This is a genomic window from Streptomyces sp. NPDC002754, from assembly GCF_053592315.1.
This window is the reverse complement of the sequence record NZ_JBSFVM010000003.1, coordinates 374335-397419: the sequence shown is the minus strand read 5'-3', so window position 1 is coordinate 397419 and position 23085 is coordinate 374335. Positions and strand designations below refer to the sequence as shown.

Annotated in this window: 24 protein-coding genes; 17 read left to right on the top strand and 7 right to left on the bottom strand. The window is 70.9% G+C overall.

What is annotated here, in order from left to right:
- Positions 1-3 precede the first annotated feature (3 nt).
- From ACWD2L_RS11580 to ACWD2L_RS11570, 3 genes are read left to right on the top strand one after another with little or no spacing between them, the layout of a single operon-like run.
- Positions 4-1152, top strand: a complete 1149-nt coding sequence (locus ACWD2L_RS11580) for an acyl-CoA dehydrogenase family protein (protein ID WP_451189115.1) — start codon at positions 4-6, stop codon at positions 1150-1152.
- Positions 1153-1165: 13 nt separating this feature from the next.
- Positions 1166-1951, top strand: coding sequence for an SDR family NAD(P)-dependent oxidoreductase (locus ACWD2L_RS11575; protein WP_451189113.1), 786 nt, complete (start codon positions 1166-1168; stop codon positions 1949-1951).
- A gap of 2 nt (positions 1952-1953) precedes the next feature.
- Positions 1954-2781, top strand: a complete 828-nt coding sequence (locus ACWD2L_RS11570) for a phosphotransferase enzyme family protein (RefSeq protein WP_451189110.1) — start codon at positions 1954-1956, stop codon at positions 2779-2781.
- On the opposite strand, the gene ACWD2L_RS11565 is transcribed toward ACWD2L_RS11570, so the two are convergent.
- Genes ACWD2L_RS11565 through ACWD2L_RS11550 form a run of 4 tightly spaced genes read right to left on the bottom strand, consistent with a single transcriptional unit; the run spans position 2782 to position 6725 of the window.
- The gene (locus ACWD2L_RS11565) at positions 2782-3204 is read right to left on the bottom strand and encodes a hypothetical protein (protein ID WP_451189108.1); all 423 of its coding nucleotides are present in this window, start codon (positions 3202-3204) and stop codon (positions 2782-2784) included. It abuts the gene before it with no gap.
- Entirely contained in the window at positions 3201-3908 is a 708-nt protein-coding gene (locus ACWD2L_RS11560) for an ABC transporter ATP-binding protein (protein ID WP_451189105.1), read from the bottom strand. The genes ACWD2L_RS11565 and ACWD2L_RS11560 overlap by 4 nt, the downstream gene beginning before the upstream one ends.
- Positions 3909-3919: 11 nt before the next feature.
- Positions 3920-4630, bottom strand: coding sequence for an ABC transporter ATP-binding protein (locus tag ACWD2L_RS11555; RefSeq protein ID WP_451189102.1), 711 nt, complete (start codon positions 4628-4630; stop codon positions 3920-3922).
- Entirely contained in the window at positions 4611-6725 is a 2115-nt protein-coding gene (locus tag ACWD2L_RS11550) for a branched-chain amino acid ABC transporter permease (protein WP_451189099.1), read from the bottom strand. The genes ACWD2L_RS11555 and ACWD2L_RS11550 overlap by 20 nt, the downstream gene beginning before the upstream one ends.
- A gap of 140 nt (positions 6726-6865) precedes the next feature.
- On the opposite strand from ACWD2L_RS11550, the gene ACWD2L_RS11545 reads away from it, so the two are divergent.
- From ACWD2L_RS11545 to ACWD2L_RS11530, 4 genes are read left to right on the top strand one after another with little or no spacing between them, the layout of a single operon-like run.
- Complete coding sequence (locus ACWD2L_RS11545) at positions 6866-7318, top strand: nuclear transport factor 2 family protein (protein WP_451189096.1); 453 nt, start codon at positions 6866-6868, stop codon at positions 7316-7318.
- A 5-nt stretch (positions 7319-7323) separates the two neighbouring features.
- Entirely contained in the window at positions 7324-8433 is a 1110-nt protein-coding gene (locus tag ACWD2L_RS11540; protein ID WP_451189093.1) for an acyl-CoA dehydrogenase family protein, read from the top strand.
- 8 nt (positions 8434-8441) lie between these two features.
- Entirely contained in the window at positions 8442-9239 is a 798-nt protein-coding gene (locus ACWD2L_RS11535; RefSeq protein WP_451189090.1) for an acyl-CoA dehydrogenase family protein, read from the top strand.
- Between the two features lie 24 nt (positions 9240-9263).
- Positions 9264-10061 carry an acyl-CoA thioesterase gene (locus tag ACWD2L_RS11530; RefSeq protein WP_451189087.1) on the top strand — a complete coding sequence of 266 codons (798 nt, stop codon included), beginning with the start codon at positions 9264-9266 and terminating at the stop codon, positions 10059-10061.
- A 15-nt stretch (positions 10062-10076) separates the two neighbouring features.
- On the opposite strand, the gene ACWD2L_RS11525 is transcribed toward ACWD2L_RS11530, so the two are convergent.
- Positions 10077-10694 (bottom strand): TetR/AcrR family transcriptional regulator, encoded by a 618-nt coding sequence (locus ACWD2L_RS11525; protein ID WP_451189085.1) that lies wholly within the window; start codon positions 10692-10694, stop codon positions 10077-10079.
- A 124-nt stretch (positions 10695-10818) separates the two neighbouring features.
- Complete coding sequence (locus ACWD2L_RS11520; RefSeq protein WP_451189082.1) at positions 10819-12204, bottom strand: ABC transporter substrate-binding protein; 1386 nt, start codon at positions 12202-12204, stop codon at positions 10819-10821.
- 162 nt (positions 12205-12366) lie between these two features.
- Between ACWD2L_RS11520 and ACWD2L_RS11515 the strand changes: the two genes are divergently transcribed.
- Entirely contained in the window at positions 12367-13032 is a 666-nt protein-coding gene (locus tag ACWD2L_RS11515; RefSeq protein WP_451189079.1) for a TetR/AcrR family transcriptional regulator, read from the top strand.
- A gap of 174 nt (positions 13033-13206) precedes the next feature.
- The gene (locus ACWD2L_RS11510; protein WP_451189076.1) at positions 13207-14361 is read left to right on the top strand and encodes an LLM class flavin-dependent oxidoreductase; all 1155 of its coding nucleotides are present in this window, start codon (positions 13207-13209) and stop codon (positions 14359-14361) included.
- Between the two features lie 16 nt (positions 14362-14377).
- Here ACWD2L_RS11510 and ACWD2L_RS11505 read toward each other — a convergent pair whose 3' ends face one another.
- Entirely contained in the window at positions 14378-15247 is an 870-nt protein-coding gene (locus ACWD2L_RS11505; protein WP_451189073.1) for an IclR family transcriptional regulator, read from the bottom strand.
- Positions 15248-15387: 140 nt separating this feature from the next.
- On the opposite strand from ACWD2L_RS11505, the gene ACWD2L_RS11500 reads away from it, so the two are divergent.
- From ACWD2L_RS11500 to ACWD2L_RS11465, 8 genes are all read left to right on the top strand, one after another.
- Positions 15388-16290 carry an alpha/beta hydrolase fold domain-containing protein gene (locus ACWD2L_RS11500; RefSeq protein ID WP_451189070.1) on the top strand — a complete coding sequence of 301 codons (903 nt, stop codon included), beginning with the start codon at positions 15388-15390 and terminating at the stop codon, positions 16288-16290.
- Positions 16291-16435: 145 nt separating this feature from the next.
- Positions 16436-17647 carry a CaiB/BaiF CoA transferase family protein gene (locus tag ACWD2L_RS11495; protein WP_451189067.1) on the top strand — a complete coding sequence of 404 codons (1212 nt, stop codon included), beginning with the start codon at positions 16436-16438 and terminating at the stop codon, positions 17645-17647.
- The gene (locus tag ACWD2L_RS11490; protein ID WP_451189064.1) at positions 17644-18072 is read left to right on the top strand and encodes a Zn-ribbon domain-containing OB-fold protein; all 429 of its coding nucleotides are present in this window, start codon (positions 17644-17646) and stop codon (positions 18070-18072) included. The genes ACWD2L_RS11495 and ACWD2L_RS11490 overlap by 4 nt, the downstream gene beginning before the upstream one ends.
- A complete protein-coding gene (locus ACWD2L_RS11485) occupies positions 18069-19271 on the top strand; it encodes a thiolase family protein (protein WP_451189061.1) in 1203 nt (400 codons plus the stop codon). The genes ACWD2L_RS11490 and ACWD2L_RS11485 overlap by 4 nt, the downstream gene beginning before the upstream one ends.
- A 55-nt stretch (positions 19272-19326) precedes the next feature.
- Positions 19327-20796 carry an aldehyde dehydrogenase family protein gene (locus tag ACWD2L_RS11480; protein WP_451189058.1) on the top strand — a complete coding sequence of 490 codons (1470 nt, stop codon included), beginning with the start codon at positions 19327-19329 and terminating at the stop codon, positions 20794-20796.
- Between the two features lie 27 nt (positions 20797-20823).
- Complete coding sequence (locus ACWD2L_RS11475) at positions 20824-22086, top strand: amidohydrolase family protein (protein WP_451189056.1); 1263 nt, start codon at positions 20824-20826, stop codon at positions 22084-22086.
- Between the two features lies 1 nt (position 22087).
- Positions 22088-22288: a ferredoxin gene (locus ACWD2L_RS11470; RefSeq protein WP_451189053.1), complete on the top strand. Its 201-nt coding sequence runs from the start codon at positions 22088-22090 to the stop codon at positions 22286-22288.
- Positions 22289-22302: 14 nt separating this feature from the next.
- Complete coding sequence (locus ACWD2L_RS11465; RefSeq protein ID WP_451189051.1) at positions 22303-23085, top strand: SDR family NAD(P)-dependent oxidoreductase; 783 nt, start codon at positions 22303-22305, stop codon at positions 23083-23085.

Here is a 23085-nt window from a genome sequence, read left to right as displayed (position 1 = left end):
GGGATGCACCGAGACATCTACACCGCCGACCACGAGGCGTTCCGGGACCTGGTGCGGGACTTCGTGGCCCGCGAGGTCGTCCCCTTCTACGAGAAGTGGGAGCAGGCCGGCCGAATGCCCCGCCGGGTCTTCGAACTCCTCGGGGAGATCGGCGTGATGGGCCTGTCGATCCCCGAGGAGTTCGGCGGCGCGGGCACCGACGACTACCGCTACAACGCGATCCTCCAGGAGGAGGCATCGCGCGCTCTGGTCACCCTGGGCACGGTGCGCACCCAACTCGACGTGATCCTCCCCTACTTCCTCGCCTACGCGAACAAGGATCAGCGCGAACGCTGGTTCCCGTCGCTCGCCGCGGGCCGCCTCCTCACGGCGATCGCCATGACGGAGCCCGGCACCGGCTCCGACCTCGCGGGCATCACCACCACCGCGGTGCGCGACGGCGACGACTACGTCCTGAACGGGGCGAAGACGTTCATCACGGGTGGCTTGCTGGCCGACCTGGTGATCGTCGTGGCCCGTACGGCCAGGGACCCGGACAACCGGCGGGCGGGTCTCACGCTCCTCGTGGTGGAGGACGGCATGCCCGGCTTCACGAAGGGCCGCGAGCTGGACAAGATCGGCATCCGCGTACAGGACACCGTGGAGCTGGCCTTCGACGACGTACGCGTCCCGGTCGCGAACCGGCTCGGCGAGGAGGGTGAGGCGTTCTCCTACCTGAGCCGGAACCTTCCGCAGGAGCGCATGACGGTCGCGGTCGGCTCGGTCGCCCAGTCCCGGGCGGCGCTCGACACCACGCTGGCGTACGCGAGGGACCGCAAAGTTTTCGGGAACGTACTGGCCTCGTTCCAGAACACGAAGTTCGAGCTCGCGGCGGTGTCCACGGAGGTGGAGGCGGCGCAGGCGATGCTCGACCGGGCGATCGTGGAGCTGGTGGAGGGCCGCCTCTCGGGAGCGGACGCGGCACGGGTGAAGTTGTTCTGCACGGAGGCGCAGGCCCGCTGCGTGGACCGATGCCTTCAACTCTTCGGCGGTTACGGATATATACGCGAGTACCCGATAGCCCGACTGTACGCGGACGCGCGCATCACGCGGATCTACGCGGGTACCAGCGAGGTCATGAAGGTGATCATCGCGAAGTCGCTGAACCTGTGAGGGAGTTGACGAGTTGACGGACGACGACAACCAGGACTTCGGTGGCCGCAAGGGCACCGCACTCGTCGCGGGCGGCACCGGCGGCATCGGTGCGGCGATCGTCCGCACGCTGGCCCGGCGCGGCAGTTCAGTGCTGTTCACGTACCGTGCGAGCGCGGAGTCCGCCGAGGCCCTGACCGCCGAACTCCGCGCGGAGGGCGCCCAGGTGGAGTCCGTGCGGGCGGACCTGACGGACGAGGACGAGGCGGCCGCGGCGATCCGCTCGGCGGTCGACCGGTTCGGGGCGCTGCACACGCTCGTCTACGCGGCGGGCCCGCACGTACCAATGGTGCACCTCAGCCGGGTGCCGCCGTCCCAGTACCGGCAGCAGCTGCACGCCGACACCCTGGCCTTCTACAACCTGATCCACCCGGCGCTCGATGCCCTCCGCGAGACCGCCGGCAGCGTCGTCGCCGTCACCACGGCGGCCACCCAGCGCTACCCCGTTCGCGACGGGCTGTCTTCGGGCACGAAGGGCGCGGTCGAGGCGGTGGTCCGCGCCCTCGCGGCGGAGGAGGGCCGCTACGGGGTGCGCTTCAACTGTGTGGGACCCGGCATGCTCACGGACGGCATCGCCGCCCGCCTCATCGAGGACGGTGAACTCGACGACGCCGCCCTCCAAGTCACCCGCCGCAACATCCCGCTGCGTCGCTTCGGCAACGCCCAGGACATCGCGGAGGCGGTCACGTTCCTCGCCTCGGACCGGGCCGGGTTCATCACGGGGCAGCACCTGGCGGTGGACGGCGGCTATACCGTCTGACGATGCAGAGATCCGAAGCCACGCGTGCGATGAACGCCGCCAAGTCACTTGCCTCGTCACTTGGACTCGACGCCGTCGACGCAGTCGTGCTGCACGACTCCAACAAGCTCACCCTGCGGCTGCTGCCCTGTGACGTGCTGGCCCGTGTCGCGCCGGTCGACGATCAGATCGCGGAGTTCGAGGTCGGGCTGGCGCAGCGGCTCGCGGAGGCCGGGTGCCCCGTGGCCGCGCTCGATCCTCGGGTGGAGGCGCGCCCCTACGAGCGGGACGGGTTCGTGGTCACCTTGTGGACGTACTACGAGTCCGTGGCACCGCACGATGTCCCGCCGGTCCAGTACGCCCACGCACTCGCGCGACTGCACGCCGGCATGCGCAAGGTCGATGCCGACACCCCGCACTTCACCGAACGTGTCGCGCACGCTGGGCGGCTGTTGGCGGACCACGAACGCACCCCGGACCTCGCCGCAGCGGACCGGAAACTGCTCAGCGATACGTTGCGCAGCGCGGTTCAGACGATCAGTGAGCGCGGTGCCGGTGAGCAGCTGCTGCACGGGGAGCCGCACCCCGGCAACGTACTCGCCACCCGGCACGGGCCGGTCTTCATCGACCTGGAGACCTGTTGCCGGGGGCCCGTCGAGTTCGATCTCGCCCATGCGCCCGACGAGGTCGCCGCGCACTATCCGGGTGTCGATCAGGAGGTGCTGCGGGCGTGCCGGGTTCTTGTGCTGGCCGTTGTCACGACATGGCGGTGGGATCGGGACGACCGGTATCCGCGCGGGCGCGCCATGGGTCTGGAGTGGCTCGGCCGGCTCCGCGCGGCGGTCGGCTGATCAGGAGCGGGGAGCGGCGACCTCCGTGCCGTCCACGGCGATGCGTTCCCGCTCCGTCTTACGCGGGGCGTCGTTCCCCGTTGTCCGCTCCCCCAGCGTCGACAGGTCGTACGACTGCCGCGCCAGCCAGAACCGCAGGAAGCCGGTGAGCGAGTACCGCAGGTACACCGCGCCGCCCACCACCGCGCACACCACCCCGGTGATGCCGATGGCGAGCGCGTCGCGTTGGGCGAGCGGGTCCTCGGTGGCGTGGGTGAGGGGGAAGGTGAGCACACCCAGGACGAGGCCCACCAGGAGGAGCGCGCCGCCCGCCCGCAGCCACAGGCCGTTGCGGGCGGTGGCCGGGTCGGGGATCTTGAGCGCGGCGAGGTCCCGGGCGAAGCGGTCGGCGCGGTCGGTGCTGTGGTCCGGCTGAGCTGTCATGCGGCGCTCCCGAGGTAGTAGGAGGACAGTTCGGCGTGCAGGGAGCTGTCGGGGTGGCCCTGCCATTGGACGCTGCCGCGTACGACGACGGCCGCGTGGTCGGCGATCTTGAGGACTGCGGTGGCGAACTGTTCGACCACGAGGACGGCCACACCCCTGCGGGCCAACTCCGCGACGTGTTCGTACAGTTCACCGACCACCAGCGGTGCGAGCCCCATGGACAGTTCGTCGAGGAGGAGGACCGCCGGGTCGGTGGCGAGGCCCCGGGCCAGGGCGAGCATCTGCTGTTCGCCGCCCGAGAGCGTGCCGGCGGCCTGGCGATGCCGTTCGCCGAGGACCGGGAAACGCTGGTACGCGATGTCCTCGATCTCCGTCCGGTCGCGGCCGGTGAAGGTCATCATACGGAGGTTGTCGCGCACGGAGAGGTTGGGGAAGATGCCGCGGCCCTCGGGGATGAGGCACACTCCGGCGCGGGCCAGATCGCGCGAGCGCGCCCCCGTGACATCGCGGCCGCCGAGCAGCAGGCGTCCCGCGCTGGGGCGGTGGGCGCCCGCCGCTACGTTGAGGGTGGTGGTCTTGCCTGCGCCGTTGGGACCGAGCAGCGCGACGATCTGGCCCGCCGCGACCTCCAGGTCGATGCCGTGCAGCACGGTGATGCGGTCGTAGGCGGCGCACACGCCGCGCAGTTCGAGCAGGGGCTCCATCGCCATCACCGTCAGGCCTCTCCCAGGTAGGCGGCCAGGACCGTCCGGTCCTGCTGGATGTCCGCGGGCGGGCCGCAGGCGACGATCTTGCCGAGGTCGAGGACGTACACCTGGTCGCAGACGCTCATCACCAGGCCCATGTCGTGTTCGACGAGGACGACGGCGCAGCCCTCGGCGGCGACGTCGCGCAGCAGTGCGGCGAAGCGGTGGGTCTCGTCGGCGTCCTGGCCGGCGGCGGGTTCGTCGAGCAGGAGGACGCGGGGCCGGCCCGCGAGGGCGCGGCCGACCTCCAGGAGGCGGGCGGCGCCGGTGGGCAGCGCGTCGGCGGCGGTGTCGGCGTCGGCGGTGAGGCCGATGCGTCGCAGGATGCCGTCGGCGGTGCGGGCCGAGTTTCGGCCGCGGGCGCCGAGTTCCGCGGCGACGAGCAGGTTGTCGCGGACGGTCAGGCGGCCGAACAGCTCCAGGCGTTGGAAGGTGCGGGCCATGCCGCGCCGGGCGCGCTTGGCGGGGGTGGCGCGGGTGACGTCGTCCCCGTCGAGCGTGACTGTGCCCGACTGGGGTCTGCGCAGGCCGGAGACGACGTCGAAGAGCGTCGACTTCCCGGCTCCGTTGGGCCCGATGAGGCCTGTGATGCGGCCGGCCTCGGCCTCGAATCCGGCCTCGTCGAGGGCGCGGTTGCCGCCGAAGACGACGGTGACTCCGTCAGCTCGTAGCGATGCCACGCGCGATCACCTCCCGGTCCTCGGTCCGCCAGGGGCGGCGTATCCCCCACCACTCGACGGGGTCGGGCGGCAGGTGTGGTCCGGACTGCCGTGCCGTGGCCCACATGCGCAGGGCCGTCGATGCCACGATCAGCGTGACGAGGAAGAGCGCGCCGCCGACTTGGTCGGTTCCGTACAGGAGCCACAGCAGCCCGACCACCGCCCCCGTGGCGGGGAACAGCACGCGGTCGCACACCAGTGGCTGCCACTCGGCCCGCATGCGCGGCACGATGCCGCCTGGGCTGTGCGCGAGGCCCATTCCTGCGAGCGCGATGAGGAGCGTCGACGCGTCGTGGGCCCAGTCGCCGAAGGGGGCGAGGAGCTGGGGCGGGGCCACGTAGGACAGGCCGGTGAACAGTCCGGTGCCGACGGCGCCGAGGCCGCCGATGACGGCGATCAGGAAGACGGGAAGATTGGCGACGAGGTTGAACTGCTCGGCGGTGACTGTGCGTTGGACCATCCCGTAGAGGGCTCCACCCAGTCCGGCGAGCGCGGCGGACAGCGCGAAGACGGCGACCTTCGCGCCGAGCGGCCGGCCGCCGAGCGTCGCGTAGGCGGCCTCGCTGTCGCGCAGCGCGATGAGCGCGCGTCCGAATCTGCCGCGCCGCAGCCAGGCGACGGCGAGTGAGGCAAGCGCCAGCAACACGGCGGAGAACAGGAGGAGTTCGCGTTCGGATGTCAGCTGCCAGCCCAGCAGGTTCGGTCCGTACACCTCGACCGAGCCCTGGTCGAACAGGGCGATGCGGACGCCGAGGAGTTCGAAGGACGGCAGGGTGAACACCCAGCGGTCAAGCACCACCGCGAACGCCGCCGTACCCAGGGCGAGATAGATGCCGGACAGCCGCAGCGCCGGTACCGCGATGAGCGCGCCGACCGCCGCCGCGACGAGCACGGCGACCGGCAGCGCCCACAACTGGCCCTGCCCGCCGAGGTGTCCCCACACGATCGCCCCGATCCCGGCGATGCTCAGCTGGCACAGCGAGATCTGTCCCGCGTACCCGGCCAGCGGCACGTACGAGAGGGCGACGACACCGAGCGCGAACAGCGGCCCGTACGAGATGAGGCCCTCGCTGTCGAGGACGGTCGCCAGGAACACGGCGAACAGCAGTACACACCCGGCGAACACGAGTGTGCCGCGCAAGGTTGGCAACGGCACCTGGACGAGGCGGCGTTCACGCCCGCGCAGTCGCCGGTGCGGGAAGACGATCAGGGCCAGGAAGAGGAGCAGCGCGGGGGCGGCGAGGCGCAGGCCCGGCAGGTAGTCGTTCTGCGGCAGGTACCCGGTGAGGAAGCTCTCCAGGCAGCCGACGACGAGCGCGCCGAGGAAGGTGAGCGGCAGGCTGCGCAGGCGGCCGAAGACCGCGGCCGTGTACGCGGAGACGATGAGGAGGGAGAGCTGCTGGGCGTCGAGGGCGACGGTGGGCGCGATCAGGATGCCGCCGATGGCGGCGAGTTGGGTTCCGAGCACCCACGCGAGCCGGGCGGCGCGCTGTGGCGAGGCCCCGGTGAGTCCGGCGAGCGCGCGGTCGTCGACGCACGCCCGCATCTCGGCGCCGGCGCGGGTGCGGCCGAGCAGGAACCACAGCCCTACAGCGACGAGTACGGCGACGGCGAGGGTGAGTGCCTGGTGCCAGGTGACGGCGGCGGGGCCCAGGTCGATCGCCGGTGAGTCGGCGAAGAACGGGCGCAGGGGGCGGGCGGCGCTGGGGTCCCAGATCCAGCGGGCCAGCGAGATGCAGCCGGTGAGCAGGGCCACGGCCATGACGAGCCGTTCCGCCTCCCCGAGCGACTGCACAGGACGCATCAGGACGCGTTCGACGAGCAGCCCGAAGCCGGGTGCGAGGACGAGGAGTACGAAGGCCAGGGCGAGCGGCACCGGCCAGCCCCAGCCGAAGGCCAACTGCCAGTAGGCGAACGCGGAGAGCATGCCGGCCGCGCCGTGCGCGAAGTTGAAGACCCCGGCGGTCGTGTACGTCAGGACGAGGCCGCTGCCGACGATGGCGTAGATGGCGGCGGTGGTCAGTCCGACGACGCCGAAGGTGAGGAACTGTTCCACGAGTTTTCCTCCCCGGCCCTCTCCATTGGCTGGGCCTAGGGGTGGAAACTAGCTTCTCACTGTCGGAGAATCAACCATCCGCACACGGGATGCCGGTTGCCATCCGACATCCACACCAACTGGAAGGGACGGCCGCCCCGTTGACCGCAGAGCACACACCCACCGGCTCCAGCCGCAGGTACGACGACCTCGCCGACATCCAACAGCTGCTCGCCCGCTACGCCGTGGCGATGTCCCAGGGCGACACGGACCGCGTCCTGGCCGTGTTCACCCCCGACGGCAACTACAGCGCGTTCGGTGACACCTACCCGCTCGACGACTTCCCCGAGCTGATCGCGGCCGCCCCCCAGGGGCTCTTCATGACGGGCACACCGGTCGTGGAGTTCGCCGACGATGGCCAGAGCGCCACCGGCACCCAGCCCCTGTGTTTCGTCGAGCACTCACGGCACGACCTGCGCATCGGCTACTACAACGACACCTACCGGCGCACCGCGGACGGCTGGCGGCTGCACACCCGCGCCATGACGTTCATCCGCCGCAGCGGCGCCCACGACTCGGGGCGCCCGCACGCCTTCGAGCGGACACGGACGTGACCTCCATGGACACCGCCACGTTCCGTGCGGGACTACGTGCGTGGCTGGACGAGCACGACCTGACGCCCGACCCGACGGCGAACTCCCTCGACGCGGATGTCGCACAACTGGCCCGATTGCGCAACGAATTGTGGGAGGCAGGCTGGATGCGGCACGGTTGGCCGGCGGCCGTGGGCGGGGTCGGCGGACCAAGTGTGCTGCGGGCCGCGCTGGGCGAGGAGGTCGCCACGCGGGGGCTCGCCGCCCCGGGCCTGTACTCCATGGTCGAGGTCCTCGTGCCCACGCTGCTCTCGTACGCTCCGCCCGCGCTGGCCGCCGACATGGTGCCGCGGCTCCTCGACGGCCGGGAGCAGTGGTGCCAGGGCTTCTCCGAGCCGGGCTCCGGCAGCGACCTCGCGTCCCTGACGACCAAGGCCGTACGTGCCGACGACGGTGACGGCTGGGTGATCAGCGGCCAGAAGGTGTGGACGAGCCTCGCCCAGTACGCGGCGCGCTGCGTACTGCTCGCCCGGACCGGGCCCGACCCCGGGCACGCCGGCATCAGCGCGTTCTTCCTCGACATGGACTCGCCCGGCATCACGGTCCGACCGCTGCGCACCATGCACGGCGTGGACGAGTTCGCGGAGGTGTTCCTCGACGACGTACGCGTGCCTGGTGACCGGTTGCTCGGTGCGGTGGGTGACGGCTGGAAGCTGGCCATGGACCTGCTGCCGCACGAGCGCTCCACGTGCTTCTGGCACCGGGTCGCCCACCTCTACACCCGCCTCGACCGGCTCGTCGACCGGATGTCGGCATCGGAGGACGAGGCGGCGGCGCTCGGCGAGGCGTATCTGGCGCTGCACACCGTGCGCTGCCGCTCGCACGCCACGCAGGCGCGGCTCGCGGCGGGCGGCCGGCTCGGCCCGGAGACGTCCGTCGACAAGATCCTCCTCGCCACCGCCGAGCAGCAGCTCTTCGACACGGCCCGGGATCTGCTGCCGGGAGCGGTGGAGCTGACGGACCCGGCCTGGCGCACGGAGTACCTGTACTCGCGGGCCGCCACCATCTACGGCGGAACCGCCGAGGTCCAGCGCAACATCGTGGCCCGGCGACTGCTCGACCTCGGCAAGGAGTGATCGTCACCATGGAGGACAGTGACCGGGAACTGCTCGAAGAGGCGTTCCGCAAGACGATGACCACACCCGTCGCGGACCGGGGGCCGCTCGACACCGCACTCACCGGCCTCGGCTGGCCGGAGATGCTCACCGAGGCCCCGGCCGACGCGATCCGCGCCGTCTTCCGCCTGCTCGGCGAGACCGGCACCCACGCACCGGTCCTCAACGACGTGCTGCTGCACGAGGCGGGGCGACCACTGGGCGGCACGGTTCCGATGCCGTACGCGGGCGGGCTGTGGGTGTGCTGGGAGCGGGACGCGTCCGGGGTGAAACCTGCCGGGATCGACCCGGAGCTTCCGCTGCGGGTGCTGTCCGAACCCGGCGCCCCAGTGCCGCTCACCCTCGGGCGCCAGGCCGTCGGCTGGTGGCTCGTCGGCACGGGACACGCGATGCTGGCGCTGGCCCGCCAGCACGTCCTGGATCGGCACCAGTTCGGCCGCCCACTGGCTGCCTTCCAGGCCCTGCGGCACAAACTAGCCGAGACGCTGGTGGCCCTGGAGGGTGCGGAGGCCACTCTGCTCGCCGCCGACGGCGATCTCAGCTCCCTCCTCGCCAAGGCAGCCTCGGGCCGGGCCGCCCTCACCGCCGCCCGGCACTGCCAGCAGACCCTGGGCGGCACCGGCTTCACCGCCGAGCACGAACTCCACCGGCACGTGAAGCGGGCCCTGGCCCTGGACGGCCTGCTCGGCAGCGCACGCGAACTCACGCACCAGGCAGGCCAGTTGATCGCGACGCGCCACGCCGCCCCCCGTCTCGTACACCTGTAGGCACGGCACCTGGAGGAGTTTCGCATGACCGACACATGGAACGACCTGCTCCACTGCCTCGCCCCCAAGCCCCTCGGACAGGGCGTGTACGAAACGCCCTCCCAACAGCTCGCGTACCACCGCCTGTTCGGCGGACAGCTCCTCGCGCAGACAGCGCGCGTCGCCGAACTCACGTGTCCGGGCAAGGCCGTGAAGTCCCTGCACGTCCTGTTCCCGCGCGAGGGCAAGGGCGGGCAGCCCGTGCGCTACGAGACGGACTGCGTGCAGCAGGGGCGGACGTACGGGGCCGTACAGATTCAGGCGCGGCAGGAGCACGGGGTCGTCGCGGTGGCCACGGTAAGCCTGCACACGTGGGAGGGCGGGCCGCAGCGGCAGACCGTGGAGGCGGCGGGCGAACTGCCGGGCGAGGAACGGCGGGTAGATCTGGAGCTGCTGCCGTGGGAGACCCGCGCCGCCACCGACCTCGACTCCCCCGACAGCGAGGCACCCGCCTACGAGCTGTGGACGCGCACCCCACCAGTGGCCGCCGAGCTCGGCCCCGCGCTGCTCGCCTACGCCACCGACCTCACCCTCATCGGGACGGCGCTGCGCCCCGTCCCCGGTGTCACCCAGCACGACGCGGGCCGCGCCTTCGCCTCCGCCGTGACCTCGCACTCCCTCTGGTTCCACCAGCCGGTGCGCGCCGACACCTGGCTGCTCCTGCGCCAGCACAGTCCGCTCTCGGCGCACGGGCGCTGCCATGGGCGCGGCGATATCCTCACGGAGCAGGGCGAGTTGGTGGCGTCGTACGCACAGGACGCGCTGCTGCGGTTCGCGGAGTAGCGGCGAGCAGCGCGATCACCCAGCCCGCACGGAAGCGGGCCGGGTGGTGTCCGGCGGCATCTCCGCCGCCGGCTGAGCGCCCAGCAGCAGCACCGTCATCGTCTCCCGCACGGTGTCCTGGTAGCGCTCGTCGTCGCTGTCGACCATCCACTGCTGCTGCATGCCCTCGAAGAGGGCCATGAGGGCGGTGGCCGCGGTGCGGGGTGTGAGGCCGCTGGGGAGGCGTTCGCCGAAGCGGCCGGTGAAGCCCTCGGTGAGGTTGTCGATCAGCTCGCGGTAGCGCTCGCGGGCGAAACCGCGGGCCGGCTCCTGGCCGGTGGCCGCCTCCGCCATCACCACGCTGTGCACCTGCGCGAGGGACGGGATGCGCTGGTCGAAGGCGAGTGCCTCCGCGAGCCGGGACGGCATGTCGGGCTCGTTCCAGTCGGACTGCAGGTGTTTCCGGTTGAGATCCTCGCGCAGGTGCATCATGGCGAACAGGAGGCGCTTCTTGCTGGGGTAGTAGTGCAGCACGCCCTGCCGGGTCAGCCCCGCGCGCTCTGCGACGGCGTCGATGGACGCGCCCCGGTAGCCGCGCTCGGCGAACACCTCCAGCGCCGCCCCGAGTATCTCCTCATGCCGCGCCGAGGCCATGGGCCCACCCGCCCTCTCCGCTCTCCACTCACCGGTGACGAACCGTTCGCGCTGTTCACCCTACGTACGGTCAGCGCAGTACGGGAGAGGGCGGGAGCCCGCGATCAGCAGGAGTCGGCGCCTGTCACTTCACGTCGGACATCGACTTGCCGACGTCGGCGAGCGTGGCGGGTTCGACGTACTTGCCCCGGTACTTCACGGCGGGCGCGTCACAGCGGTAGGGGCCCTTGTCCGGCTTGAAGTCGGCCGGCTTCCAGCCCTCGGGGGTGGCCGCGACGATGGAGTAGCACGTGGCGGGGGTCTGCAGCTTGGACAGGTCGAACGGGGCCTGGATGCCGCCGGCCGTCCAGCCGGTGTTCTTCGTGGCGTTCTCGTAGACGCACGTCCGCGTCAGTTCGGCGCAGTCGCGGGCCGACGTGGCGAACAGCAGCCAGGAGGCGAAGGCACGCAGTGACTGGTAGCCGACCTTCGCGTCGGGAGCGTACTTGGCGTACAGCTGCTTGATCTTCGCCGTGGTGGGCGAGGACGTCTCCAGGGGTGCCGTGGCGAACAGTTCGGCGTAATTGTGCTGGGTCTTCAGAGCCGACCCGGCGAGCTTCAGGAAGGCGTCGCCGTAGGAGTTGCTGTTGGAGTCGATCCAGTCGGGTGCGTAGCCGAGGCTGGTGAGGGACTGCTCCAGCTTGGCGAGCGAGTTGAAGTCGCCGAGGAAGACGAGGCCCTTGACCTTCTTGTTCTTGATGGACTGGGCGTACGGCGTCCAGTCCGAGACGCCGGTCGCCGGGTAGAGCTCGGTGTAGGAGACCTTGCCGCCGAGCTGGGCGATGGACTCCTTGAACTGCGCGGTCATCATCTTGGTGACCGGGCTGTCCCCGGAGATGATGCCGACACTCTTGGCGGACGACGGGTACTTCTCGGTGATCAGCCACTTGTAGAGGCCGGCGTACTGGAAGTAGTCGGCGTACGGCCCCGAGCCCACCACTTGCAGGTCGGATCCGATGGCGGGCGGCAGGCTCGACTGGGCGGCGAAGTTGGGGAGCAGGCACTTCAGCCGGTCCTTGACGCCGAGCCCGTCGAGCGCGGCGGCACCGCCTGCCAGGGCGAAGTCCTCCTTGCAGGCCTGCTGCATGCGCTGGCGCACCTCGAGGAGCTTCGAGTCGTGGGTGACGGGCGTGAGATCGCGGCCGTTGATCCCGCCGTTGTCGTTGCACCAGGACGTGAACACCTTGGCGGCTTCCGTGAATTCAGGGGTCTTGTTGAAGCCTTCGTCGGTGAAGACGCCGACCTTGATCTCCTTGGCGGTGACGCCCTGGGCGCCGCCGCCCTTCGCCTCGCCCTTGCCGCACACATCCTTCAGCGTCCCGAAGTCGGCGCCGCCTGCGGCCGCGGCCGAGGCACTCGCCTTGGCGGTCTCCTTGTCCTCGGAACCGGCGTTCTTCGAGTCCGAGCGGGTGGAACATCCGGCGAGCAGCACCGCGAGCACGGTCACCACGCCGATGAGTAGCCTTCGCAACGGTCCTCCCCAGGGGGCGTACCTCGATTGCGGCGGAAACTACATTCTCCGCTGAGGCGAAGCAACGTTCCGGGCAGGAGAATCTTGCCCAACACTCGTGCGGTGGGCGATTCGGTAGGGCGATGCCCCACGCTTTTCACTGACGCGGAGTATCGTTCTGCCATGAACGCCGTCCCCGCCGAACCCGCTCCGCCCGCCTGGCGCCAACGCGCCGTCGAGCGGTCCACCCGCGCAGCCAAGCTCCGTGCCGAGGAGCGCATCCAGCGTTTCCTGGACGCCGCCCAGGAGTTGATGGGCGAGAAGGGCACCACCGACTTCACGGTGCAGGAGGTCGTCGAGCGCTCGAAGCAGTCGCTGCGCAGCTTCTACCAGCACTTCGACGGCAAGCACGAGCTGCTCCTCGCACTCTTCGAGGACGCCCTGTCGCGGTCCGCCGACGAGATCCGCACGGCGACCGCGGCCAAGAAGAAGCCGCTGGAGCGACTGCGGGTCGCGGTGGATCTGCTCTACAAGAGCTCGCAGCCACGCCCGAACCAGCAGAGCCCCCTGTTCACCGACTTCGCGATGCAGCTGCTCGCCACCCATCCTGCCCAAGTGGCCACCGCACACGTGCCGTTGCTCGACGTCTTCACCGAACTCGTCGAGCAGGCCGTCGAGTCGGGCGACGCCCGCGCCGCCAAGCCGCGCCGGATCGCCGCGCTCGTGATGCAGACGGCCATGTTCACGGCCCAGACCCCGGGCGTCCCGACGGGCAGCAAGTCGACCCCCGTCACCTCCAAGGAGGTCTGGGACTTCTGCCTGGGCGGGCTGACCGGGGCCGGCGACTGACCCGTCCGCGGACCGCTCTACCTCTCACCCTCAACAGGGCGACTCTTCTTGACAGTTGAGGTGTGCGGTCACACACTCTCGACGTAAGCGAAGACAGTTTCGCTATAGCGAAAATGGAGCGTCGATAGCTGGACGTCCGCGCGGCTGGAGGCGCATTCGCGAAGGAGAGATTCGATGAAGCTCGATCTGCTCTACGAGTTCCAGCCGAAGATCGGCCCCTCGGCCGAGCCGTTCCCGCTCGGGCAGAAGCGCGCCGAGCAGCAGACGTACGCCGAGGCGCTCGAAGAGATCAAGTTCGCCGACCGGCTCGGCTTCCAGACCGCGTGGGTGGTCGAGCACCACTTCCGCAAGGGCCGGTCCGCGTCCCCGTCCAACGAGACCATTCTCGGGGCGCTGTCCCAGGCCACCGAGAACATCCGGCTCGGCTTCGGCGTGGTCCTGCTCCCCTCCGGGTTCCAGCATCCGGTGCGTGTCGCCGAGAAGGTCGCCACCGTCGACGTACTCAGCGGCGGCCGGGTGGAGTGGGGCTCGGGCCGCTCGACGCCCAACGAGCAACTCGCGTTCAACGTCCCGGCCGACGACCGCTCCCGCGACATGTGGCGGGAGGCCTTCGAGTTCGTCATCGCCGCGTGGACGGACGAGAAGCTCAAGTGGAAGTCCGAAACGATCGACTTTCCTGAGCGCTTCATCACCCCGCGCCCCGTCCAGGACCCGCATCCGCCGGCCTGGCTGGCCGCCGCCAGCGCCCAGTCCGCCCACAACGCCGGGAAGCTGGGCCTCGGACTGCTGTCGTTCGCGCTGATGCAGCCGGTGGAGAAGATGGCCGAGCAGATCGCCGTGTACCGCGCCGGCCAGGCCGAGTGCGTCGAGCCACTGCCCCGGGCCGTCAACGACCGGGTCGGCGCCTACACCCTGGTGCACTGCACGGACGACCCCGAGGAGGCCGCGCACTACGGGCTGTGGGACTCGGTGAAGTGGTGGTACCAGAATCTCGCCGAGTTCACCCTCGAATGGGAGCTGGCGCACCTCCCGGAGGAGGAGAAGGAGAAGGCGTTCCCGCTGCTGCGGCCCACCATGCGCGGCGAGATCGACCTCGCGAAGTACACAGAGCAGGACATGATCATCGTGGGGACGCCCGAGGAGTGCCTGGAGAAGATCCTCAGGTACGAACAGGCAGGTGTCGACCAGCTGTTGTGCTACACGCAGTTCGGCACGCTGCCGCACGAGAAGGTCATGCGCAGCCTCGAACTCCTCGGCACCCGCGTCATCCCCGAGCTGGAACGGCGGGGCCATCGCGTCGACTACGAAGCCCTGTTCGGCGGCGCCTGACCAGGACCATGGGGCGCTACGCGGGAAACCGGCCGCGCGTCTGCTTGGTCACCACGGTGGCGCACGCCCGCACGCACTCGGCGACGCGCACGGTCTCCCTGCCGGTGAGGCCCGGCGAGAACCCGGACGCCGTGATGGCGACGAGCACCCGCCCGTCGGCGTCGAAGACCGGCGCCGACGCCATGCCGAGGTCGTACTCCCCCTCCGGGTCGACGGACGGCAGGTCGTAGTCGTCGTCGAAGGACGCGGTCCAGGTCCACACGTCCCGGTCCGTCGCCGTCGGCCGGTCCTCGGCCCGGATGCCCTTAAGGGCCCGGTGGGCCGAGGTGGCCAGGCCGAGCGCGTACCCGCGCTCGCGCACCGTCGTCAGCGCCAGCTCGACCCGGTCGCGGTCCACCGCCTCCGGCGCGCGCGCCAGCCATGACTCCACCTCCGCGGGAGGCGCCCACGCCATGAACACGAGGCCGAGCGGCGGCGTGAGCGGCACCCGCTCGCCCTCCCGGAAGCCGGGCCCGTACCGGGAACCCGTACCACCCACGGCGACGGACACGATCTCGGTGGGTGTGCCCGCGCTCACCACCACGTCGGCCTCGAGCTCGGCGGCGAGGGGCCCGATGCGCTCGGCGGCGGCCCGGATCGCCGGATGCTGCTCAAGGGCGGCCATGCCCGCGCTCACCAGGGCGGGGCCGAGCCCGTACGTCCGCCGGGCCGGATGCCGGGTCAGGTAGCCGGACTCCTCCAGGACCGCGAGGACGGCGTGTGCGGAGCCGAGACTGCTCCCGGTGCGCCGGGCGATGTCGGAGATCGTGAACTGTTCGCCGCGCTGCGACACCAGCAGGTCGATGATCTTCAGCGCCTTCGCGGCGGCGGGGGCCGGTCGCGCCATCACGTCCTCCTCCGGAGATCGGTGCGGGCAGCCGCCAACGTACCTCACCCGTACGGGATTTCGGCCCGACGAAGAACTTTTCGTGAAGGCGAACAACGCATCACGACGACACGATGCACACCACGAAAGGACCCGCGCACATGACACCAACCGATCCGGGCGTCCCCACCTCGTACACCTGGGACCTGCCGCCGGTCAGAAGATCGACGCCGGCTACGCCACCCGAACTCGCCGAACGACGTGGGGCGATGGACTCCCTGCCCCGGCCGGCGCACCCCGGTGTGGACATCCGCGACGTGCGGTACGGGGATGTGCCCTGCGTGGTGTGTACTCCGCCCCAGCCGCGCGGCACCGCGCTGTACCTGCATGGTGGTGGCTACTGGCTGGGGCCCGTGGCACTGTTCACGGCGTTCGCGGCGCGGCTCGCCGCCGCGACGGGTGCCCGCGTGGTGGCCGCGCGCTACCGGCTGGCGCCCGAGCACCCCTTCCCCGCGGCGCCGCACGACGCGGCGCAGGTGTACGAGCGGCTGCTGTCCGAGTCCGACGTCCCACCCGTCGTGCTGGGTGACTCGGCGGGCGGTGGGCTCGGGGCGGCGCTCGTGGTGGCGTGCGCGCGGTCCGGCGTGCCCGTACCGAGCGGGCTCGTACTGCTGTCGGCATGGCTCGATCTGCGCTGTACGGCGGGGAGTTACCGCTCGCGCGCCGCCACGGACCAGCTGTTCTCCCACGAGGCGGCCCGGCAGGCCGCGGACCAGTACCTTCAGGGCCATCCGGCAGACGACGACCTGGCCTCCCCGCTCCTCGGCGACCTCTCCGCGTTCCCTCCGACGCTGCTGTACGCGAGCACGGACGAGGTCCTGCTCGAAGATTCCGTGTCGTTCGCCTCGGCGCTCGCCCACGCCGGGGTGCCGACGTCCGCCTCGTACGTTCCCGGAGTGCCGCACGCCTGGCCGAGCGTCTTCCTGGACCTGCCGGCGTCGGCGGAGACCCTCGACGCCCTCGCGCGGTTCGTCCGTCCCCTGCTGATGAAGGAGCCGTCATGACCGGGCGGGAGGAGTACGGGGCCGCCACCACCTGAAAAAGAGTGCAACTCTATTTATGCGAGAACGCCACTTCCCAAATTCAACAGTGTGCCTCTACCGTGGCAACGCCGGGTCGACTCGGACCGCGGCGAGCGGGAGGTGCTCGATGGGGAGCGAAGCGTTCGACGGCGTACGGGTGGTCGAGCTCGCCCAGTGGGTGTTCGTGCCGGTGGCCGGCGCCCTGCTGGCCGACTGGGGCGCGGACGTCATCCGTGTCGAGCGGCCCGAGGGCGACCCGTACCGGGGGCTCGCGACCCAACGGATCGGGACCGACGGCGGCGGTGTAAACCTGTCGGTGGCGCTCGCCAACCGCGGCAAGCGGTCCGTCGCCCTCGACCTGCGCCACGAGGAGGGACGGGCGCTGCTCGACCAACTCCTCGCCACAGCAGACGTGTTCCTCACCAATCTGCGGCCCGGCGCCCTCGACCGCCTCGGCCTCGGCGCCGGGGAACTCGCACGTCGCTTCCCCCGGCTCGTGTACGCGCGTGGCCACGGCTACGGCGTCCGCGGCCCGCACGCCGACCGGGCCGGGTACGACTCGTCCGCGTTCTGGGCGCAGGGCGGGATGGCCCACGTACTGACGCCGCCGGAGCGGGAGTACCCGATCAGTCAGCGCGGGGCGATGGGCGACCGCAACGGCGCCATGGCGCTCGCGTTCGGAGTGGCCGGCGCGCTGCTGAAGCGCGAACGCACCGGCGAGGGCTCCGTGGTGGATGTGTCGCTGCTGGCCACCGCGATGTGGACGCTGTCCTCCGACGTGTTGTCGGCGCTCGCGGGCGGGGAGCCGCGCGGTGTGTCGGGGCGGGGTGGTTCCGTGAACCCGCTCGTGGGGGCGTACCGGACCAAGGACGGTCGCCACGTCCAGCTGGTGTTCCTCCAAGGGGACCGGTATTGGCGGGAGTTCTGCGCGCTCATCGGGCGCCACGAGCTCGCCGACGATCCACGCTTCGTCGATCTGCGGGCGCGCGGCGAGAACCGGGAGGCGTGTGTCGCCGAGCTGGAGGCCGAGTTCGCGCGGCGGACGTTCGAGGAGTGGAAGGTGCTGCTCGAGGGGATCGACGCGCCGTGGGCGCCGGTTCAGGCCGTCGAGGAGCTGCTGACCGATCCGCAGGTCGTCGCCAATGACTACGTCGGCGAGGTGGAGCTGGAGGACGGCGGGTCGTATGCGATGCCGACGGTTCCCGTGCAGTTCGACGAGCGGCCGCCGACGCTCCGCCGGGCGCCCGAGCACGGCGAGCACACCGAGTCCGTGCTCCTCGAACTCGGCTACGGCTGGGTGGAGATCGCCGAATTGAAGGACGCGGGGGCGATCACATGAGCGCCCCGCGCCCCGTCCCCGTGCCGGACGCGCAGTCCGCCCCGTACTGGGAGGCTTCTGCGCGACACATCCTCGCCCTCGCGCGCTGCGCCCGGTGTGCGGCGTTCGCCCTACCGCCTGATGTGACGTGCCCGCACTGTCGTGCGACCGATCCGGACTTCTCGTACGAGCAGGTGAGCGGCCGGGGCACGGTGCGGTCCTGGACCGTGGTGCGGCAGTCGGCGCTGCCGGGCCTGGCGGACGAGGTGCCGTTCGTGCTGGTGGACGTGGAGCTTGAGGAGCAGGCCGGGCTGCGGATGGTCGGGCGGCTGCTGGACGGGGTCAACTCCCGGTTGGGCGTAGGCGATCGCGTACGGGTCGCCTTCGAGGACGTGGCCGCGGGCGTCTCCGTACCGGGCTTCACACTCAGTGAGGTGGCGTCGTGAGCGGGAGGTTCGCCGCCGGTGGGCAGGTCGCGATCGTCGGGTACGGGCACAGTGCCGTACGGCGGCATGCCGAGCGGCCGCTGGGCATCCTCGCGGTCGAGACGGCCCGCGCCGCGATCGCCGACGCGGGGCTCACCCCGCAGGACGTCGACGGGTTCGTCGGCTCCGCACTGTTCCCGAGCTCCGGGGGCCATGCCGCAGAGGACGGTGTCAGCACCGTCACACCGGCGTGGCTTGCCGAGCACTTGGGCGCGCAGCCGTCCTACGTCGCCGGGTTCCAGGGTGTCGGGCAGATTCCCGGTTCGGTGGCGATGGCGGTCAACGCGGTGGCGAGCGGCGCCGCCGACCATGTCCTCGTCCACCGCGCCCTGCACAACCCGCGCGCCTCGTATCACGGCACTGCACAGCGTGAGTTCGGCGGTGCACAGCAGTGGACGGCGCCGCAGGGCTTCTTCGGGCCGCTGCCGATGATCGGGCTCGCGTACAACGAGTACCTCCAGCGGTTCGGGGCGGGCCGGGAGGCGATGGCCGCGGTCCTCGTCGAAGCCCGCAAGAACGGGGCGCGGATTCCCTGGTCGTACTGGCACGGGCGCCCAATCAGCACCGAGGAGTACCTCGCCGCGCCGATGGTCAACGACCCGATCTGCCGCTACGACTGCGACATCCCGGTCGACGGTGTCGCGGCCTTCGTCCTCACGTCCGCCGAGCGCGCCCGCGACCTGCCGCACCGGCCCGTGTACGTCGCCGGGTACGCGGGCAGCGCTCCGGGACCGCGCCGACTTCCGCTGCACTGGCCGCTCGACGACATCATGGCCGGGGGCGCGGGGACGGCACGGCGGCTGTGGGAGCACGCCGGTGTGAAGCCCGCCGACATCGACGTTCCGCAGCTGTACGACGGGTTCTCTCCGTTCGTGTACTTCTGGCTGGAGTCCCTGGGCTACTGCCCGCCCGGCGAGGCACACCGCTTCGTCCTGGACGGCGGCATCGACAGCGACACATCGGGCGGCCTGCCCGTGCTCAGTGGCGGCGGCGCGCTCGGCAACGGGCGCATGCACGGGGTGCCTCAAATGCTGGAGTGCTACGTGCAGTTGGCGGGGCGAGCCGGGCCGCGCCAGCGGGCGCAGGCCACGTTCGGGCTCGCCTGCCATTCGTCGCCCCATTACGGGGGCGCGGTCGTGTACAGCGCACTTCCCTGGTAGCTCCACCAACCCCCTTGTTCACCGCGCCGGTTCACGGTGCGAGAGAGGCGGAACCGTGCACGACATCATCGAGCAGCGGCGCTCGTACGTCGCCGGGAAGTGGGTCGACGGCGAGGAAAAGCTGGCCGTCGAGAACCCGGCCGATACCTCGCACGTGACCGATGTGTCGGTGACACCGCTGCCCGAGATCGAGCGCGCGGCCGTCGAGGCGCGCGAGAGCTTCGAGCGCGGCGTGTGGGCGGACGTCCCGGCCGCCGAGCGCGCCCGCGCCCTGCACTCCTTCCTCGATCACGTCGAGGCCTCGCGGGACGCGCTGGTCGCCACGATGGTCGCCGAGGCCGGTCAGCCGCCCGCGTTCGCCGAACGGGCCCAGTTGCAGGGCGGGGTGGCGGTGGCACGTGGTGCGATCGACCTGTACCTGCGGATGCCGCACGAGGCGGCGACGCCCGTGCCCGTCGACGAGCTGGTGCGCGGCCGGGTCGCGCTCAGTGTGGAGCGGCACGAACCGGTGGGCGTCGTCGTGGCCATCACCCCGTACAACGGGGCTATCGTGATGGCGCTGCAGAAGATCGTCCCGGCGCTGATGGCGGGCAACTCCGTGATCCTGCGGCCCAGCCCACTGACCCCGCTGTCGTCGTTGGTGTTCGGCGCGGCGGCGGACGCGGCCGGGCTGCCGCCGGGCGTGCTGAGCGTGGTGGTGGAGGGCGGCGCGGCCGGCGCCGAGCTGCTGACCGGCCACCCGGCCGTGGACATGGTGTCGTTCACCGGGTCCACCGCCGTGGGCCGCCGCATCTTCGCGCAGGCCGCACCCACCGTGAAGCGTGTCGCGCTCGAACTGGGCGGCAAGTCGGCGCAGATCTACCTCGACGACGCGGTGGGCCGGGCGGCGGCCGGGGCGGTCGCCGTCGTGGCGGCCACCGCGGGCCAGGCGTGTGTCGCCGCGACGCGGATGCTGGTGCCACAAGAGAGGAAGGACGAAGTCCTGGAGGCCGTGAGCGCGGCGTATGCGCGGATTGTCGTCGGCGATCCGACCGACCCCAGGACCACGCTCGGGCCTGTCATCAGTGCGGCCCAACTGGCGCGCTGCGAGCGGTTCGTGGCGCTCGCCACCGAGCACGGCGGCACCGTGGTCAGCGGCGGCCGACGCCCCGAAGGGCTGCAGCCAGGACACTACTTCGAGCCGACCGTCCTCGACCTGCCGGGCAATGACAACCCCGCCGCCCAGGAGGAGATCTTCGGCCCGGTCCTCACGGTCCTCGGCTACCGCGACCTCGACGATGCCGTCCGCATCGCCAACGACAGCCCGTACGGCCTGTCGGGCCAGGTCTACGGCGCCGACACCGCGGCCGCGACCGCCGTGGCGCGCCGCCTGCGCACCGGCGCGGTCAACGTCAACACCGCCGTCTTCAGCGCCTACGCCCCCGGCGGCGGCTACAAGCAGAGCGGCCTCGGCCGCGAGCGCGGGACCGACGGCATCCGCGCGTTCCAGGAACTCAAGCATCTGGCGATCGGCGAACTCCGTTAAGACACACACGAGTTGAAGGAGCACCCCGTGCCCACAGACAAACACCCCGTGCCCACCGACCACACCACGCCGGACCTCACCAGCAACGGCGCCCTCGACTGGCTGATATCCGTCGACGACCACATCCTCGAACCGCCTCACCTGTGGGTCGACCGCGTCCCGAAGGCGGACCGCGACCGCGCCCCGCACATGGAGACGGACGACAGCGGTATGGACTGCTGGGTCTATGACGGCAAGCGGTTCCCCAGCTCAGGACTGAGCGCGGTGGTCGGCAAGTCGAAGGAGGAGTTCAGCCCCGAGCCGCTCCCGTACAGCGAGATGCGGCCCGGCTGCTACGACCCGAAGGCCCGGATCGAGGACATGAACCAGGCCGGGATCCTCGCCTCGCTGTGCTTCCCCACGGTCACCCGCTTCTGCGGGCAGCTGTTCATGGAGGCCGGCGACCGCGAGTTCGGGCTCGTCTGCCTGAAGGCCTATAACGACTGGATGCTGGAGGAGTGGTGCGCCGCCGCGCCCGGCCGCTACATCCCACTCGTCCTCATCCCGCTGTGGGACCCGGCGCTCGCCGCGAAGGAGCTGGAGCGCTGCGCCGCCAAGGGAGCCACCACGTTCGCGTTCTCGGAGAACCCGGCGCCGCTCGGCCTTCCCACCATCCACGACAAGGGCCGCTACTGGGACCCGGTGATGGCCGCGGCCAACGACCTCGGGATGGTCGTGTCGATGCACGTCGGCTCGTCCTCCACGGTGCCGCAGATCGCACCCGACGCCCCGTTCCTCGCCAACCTCGCCTGGGGCGCCACGCGTACCTCGGGAGCCATGCTGTCGTGGCTGTTCAGTGGCATGTTCCAGCGCTACCCCAACCTGAGGATCGCGCTGTCGGAGGGCGAGATCGGCTGGATGCCGTACTTCCTCGAGCGCGCCGAGCAGGTCCTCGACACCCAGCGGCACTGGATCAAGCGCGGTGTCCGCTTCAACGACCACGCGGGCAGCGACGCCGTCGACCTCGACACCCTCGACATCCGCGCCACGTTCCGCGAGCACGTCCACGGCTGCTTCATCGACGACGTGCACGGCATCGCCAGCATCGACGTGATCGGCGAGGACAACATCATGTGCGAGACGGACTACCCGCACTCCGACTCGACGTGGCCGAACTGCATCGACCTCGTCAAGCGCCGCATCGCCCACCTGTCGCCCGAGCGGCAGTACAAGATCCAGCGCGGCAACGCGGAGCGCCTGTACCGCTTCACTCCGGCTAAGCCGCCGGTTCTCGCCACGGCGAAGGCCTGAGGTGTCAGGACCGCAGGTGGTCGTCGACCGGGAGCGGTGTCTCGGCACCGGCATCTGTGTCGTCTACGCCCCCGACACCTTCACCCACGATGAGGAGGCGAAGGCGGTGGTCGTCGGGCCGCCCGAGCCCCTGGATGCGGTCCGGACGGCGGTCGAGGGGTGTCCCACGCAGGCGTTGCGGCTTGCGCACAGCGATCAGTAAGGGCGGTGACGAACATGTTGCTCGAAGGTAGGACGGCCATCGTCACGGGCGCCGGATCCGGCGTGGGCGCGGCCTCCGCGCTGCGGTTCGCGCAGGAGGGCGCCCGCGTGGTGTGCGCGGACATCCGCGCCGACGCCGCGAAGGAGACGGTGCGGGTCATCGAGAAGGCCGGCGGCACCGCGGCGGCGGTGGCTTGCGATGTCTCCCGTGAGGAGGACGTCGTGACCGCCGTCGTGGCGGCCGTGGAGCGCTTCGGCCGGCTCGACATCGTCTTCAACAACGCGGGCATCCCAACGCCCCGCCTGGGCGCGCGACTTGAGGACCACTCGGCCGAGGACTTCCAGCGCCTGGTCGGTGTCAACTTCGCCGGAGTCTTCCACGGCTGCAAGCAGGCTGTACTCCAGTTCAAGCGGCAGGGCGGCGGCGGAGTCATCCTCAATACGGGTTCCGTGGCGGGGCTCGTGGCCTGGGGCGGCTCCGTCTACGGAGCCACCAAGGGGGCCGTGCACCAGCTCACGCGGGCGGTCGCGATCGAGGGAGCCCCCTTCGACATCCGCGCCAACGCCATCGGCCCGGCCGGGATGCCGCTGACCAACTTCATGCCGGCGGGCGGACTCGACACCTCGGACGCGGACGCGCTGGAGGAGACCGTGCGGCGGGTCGCGGCGAGCCATCCCCTGGGGCGGGCCATCACCGCGCAGGACTGCGCCGAGGCCGCCCTCTTCCTCGTCTCCGACCGGGCCGCCAACCTCACGGGCGTCGTCCTGCCGGTCGACGGCGGATACGTGGCGAGGTGA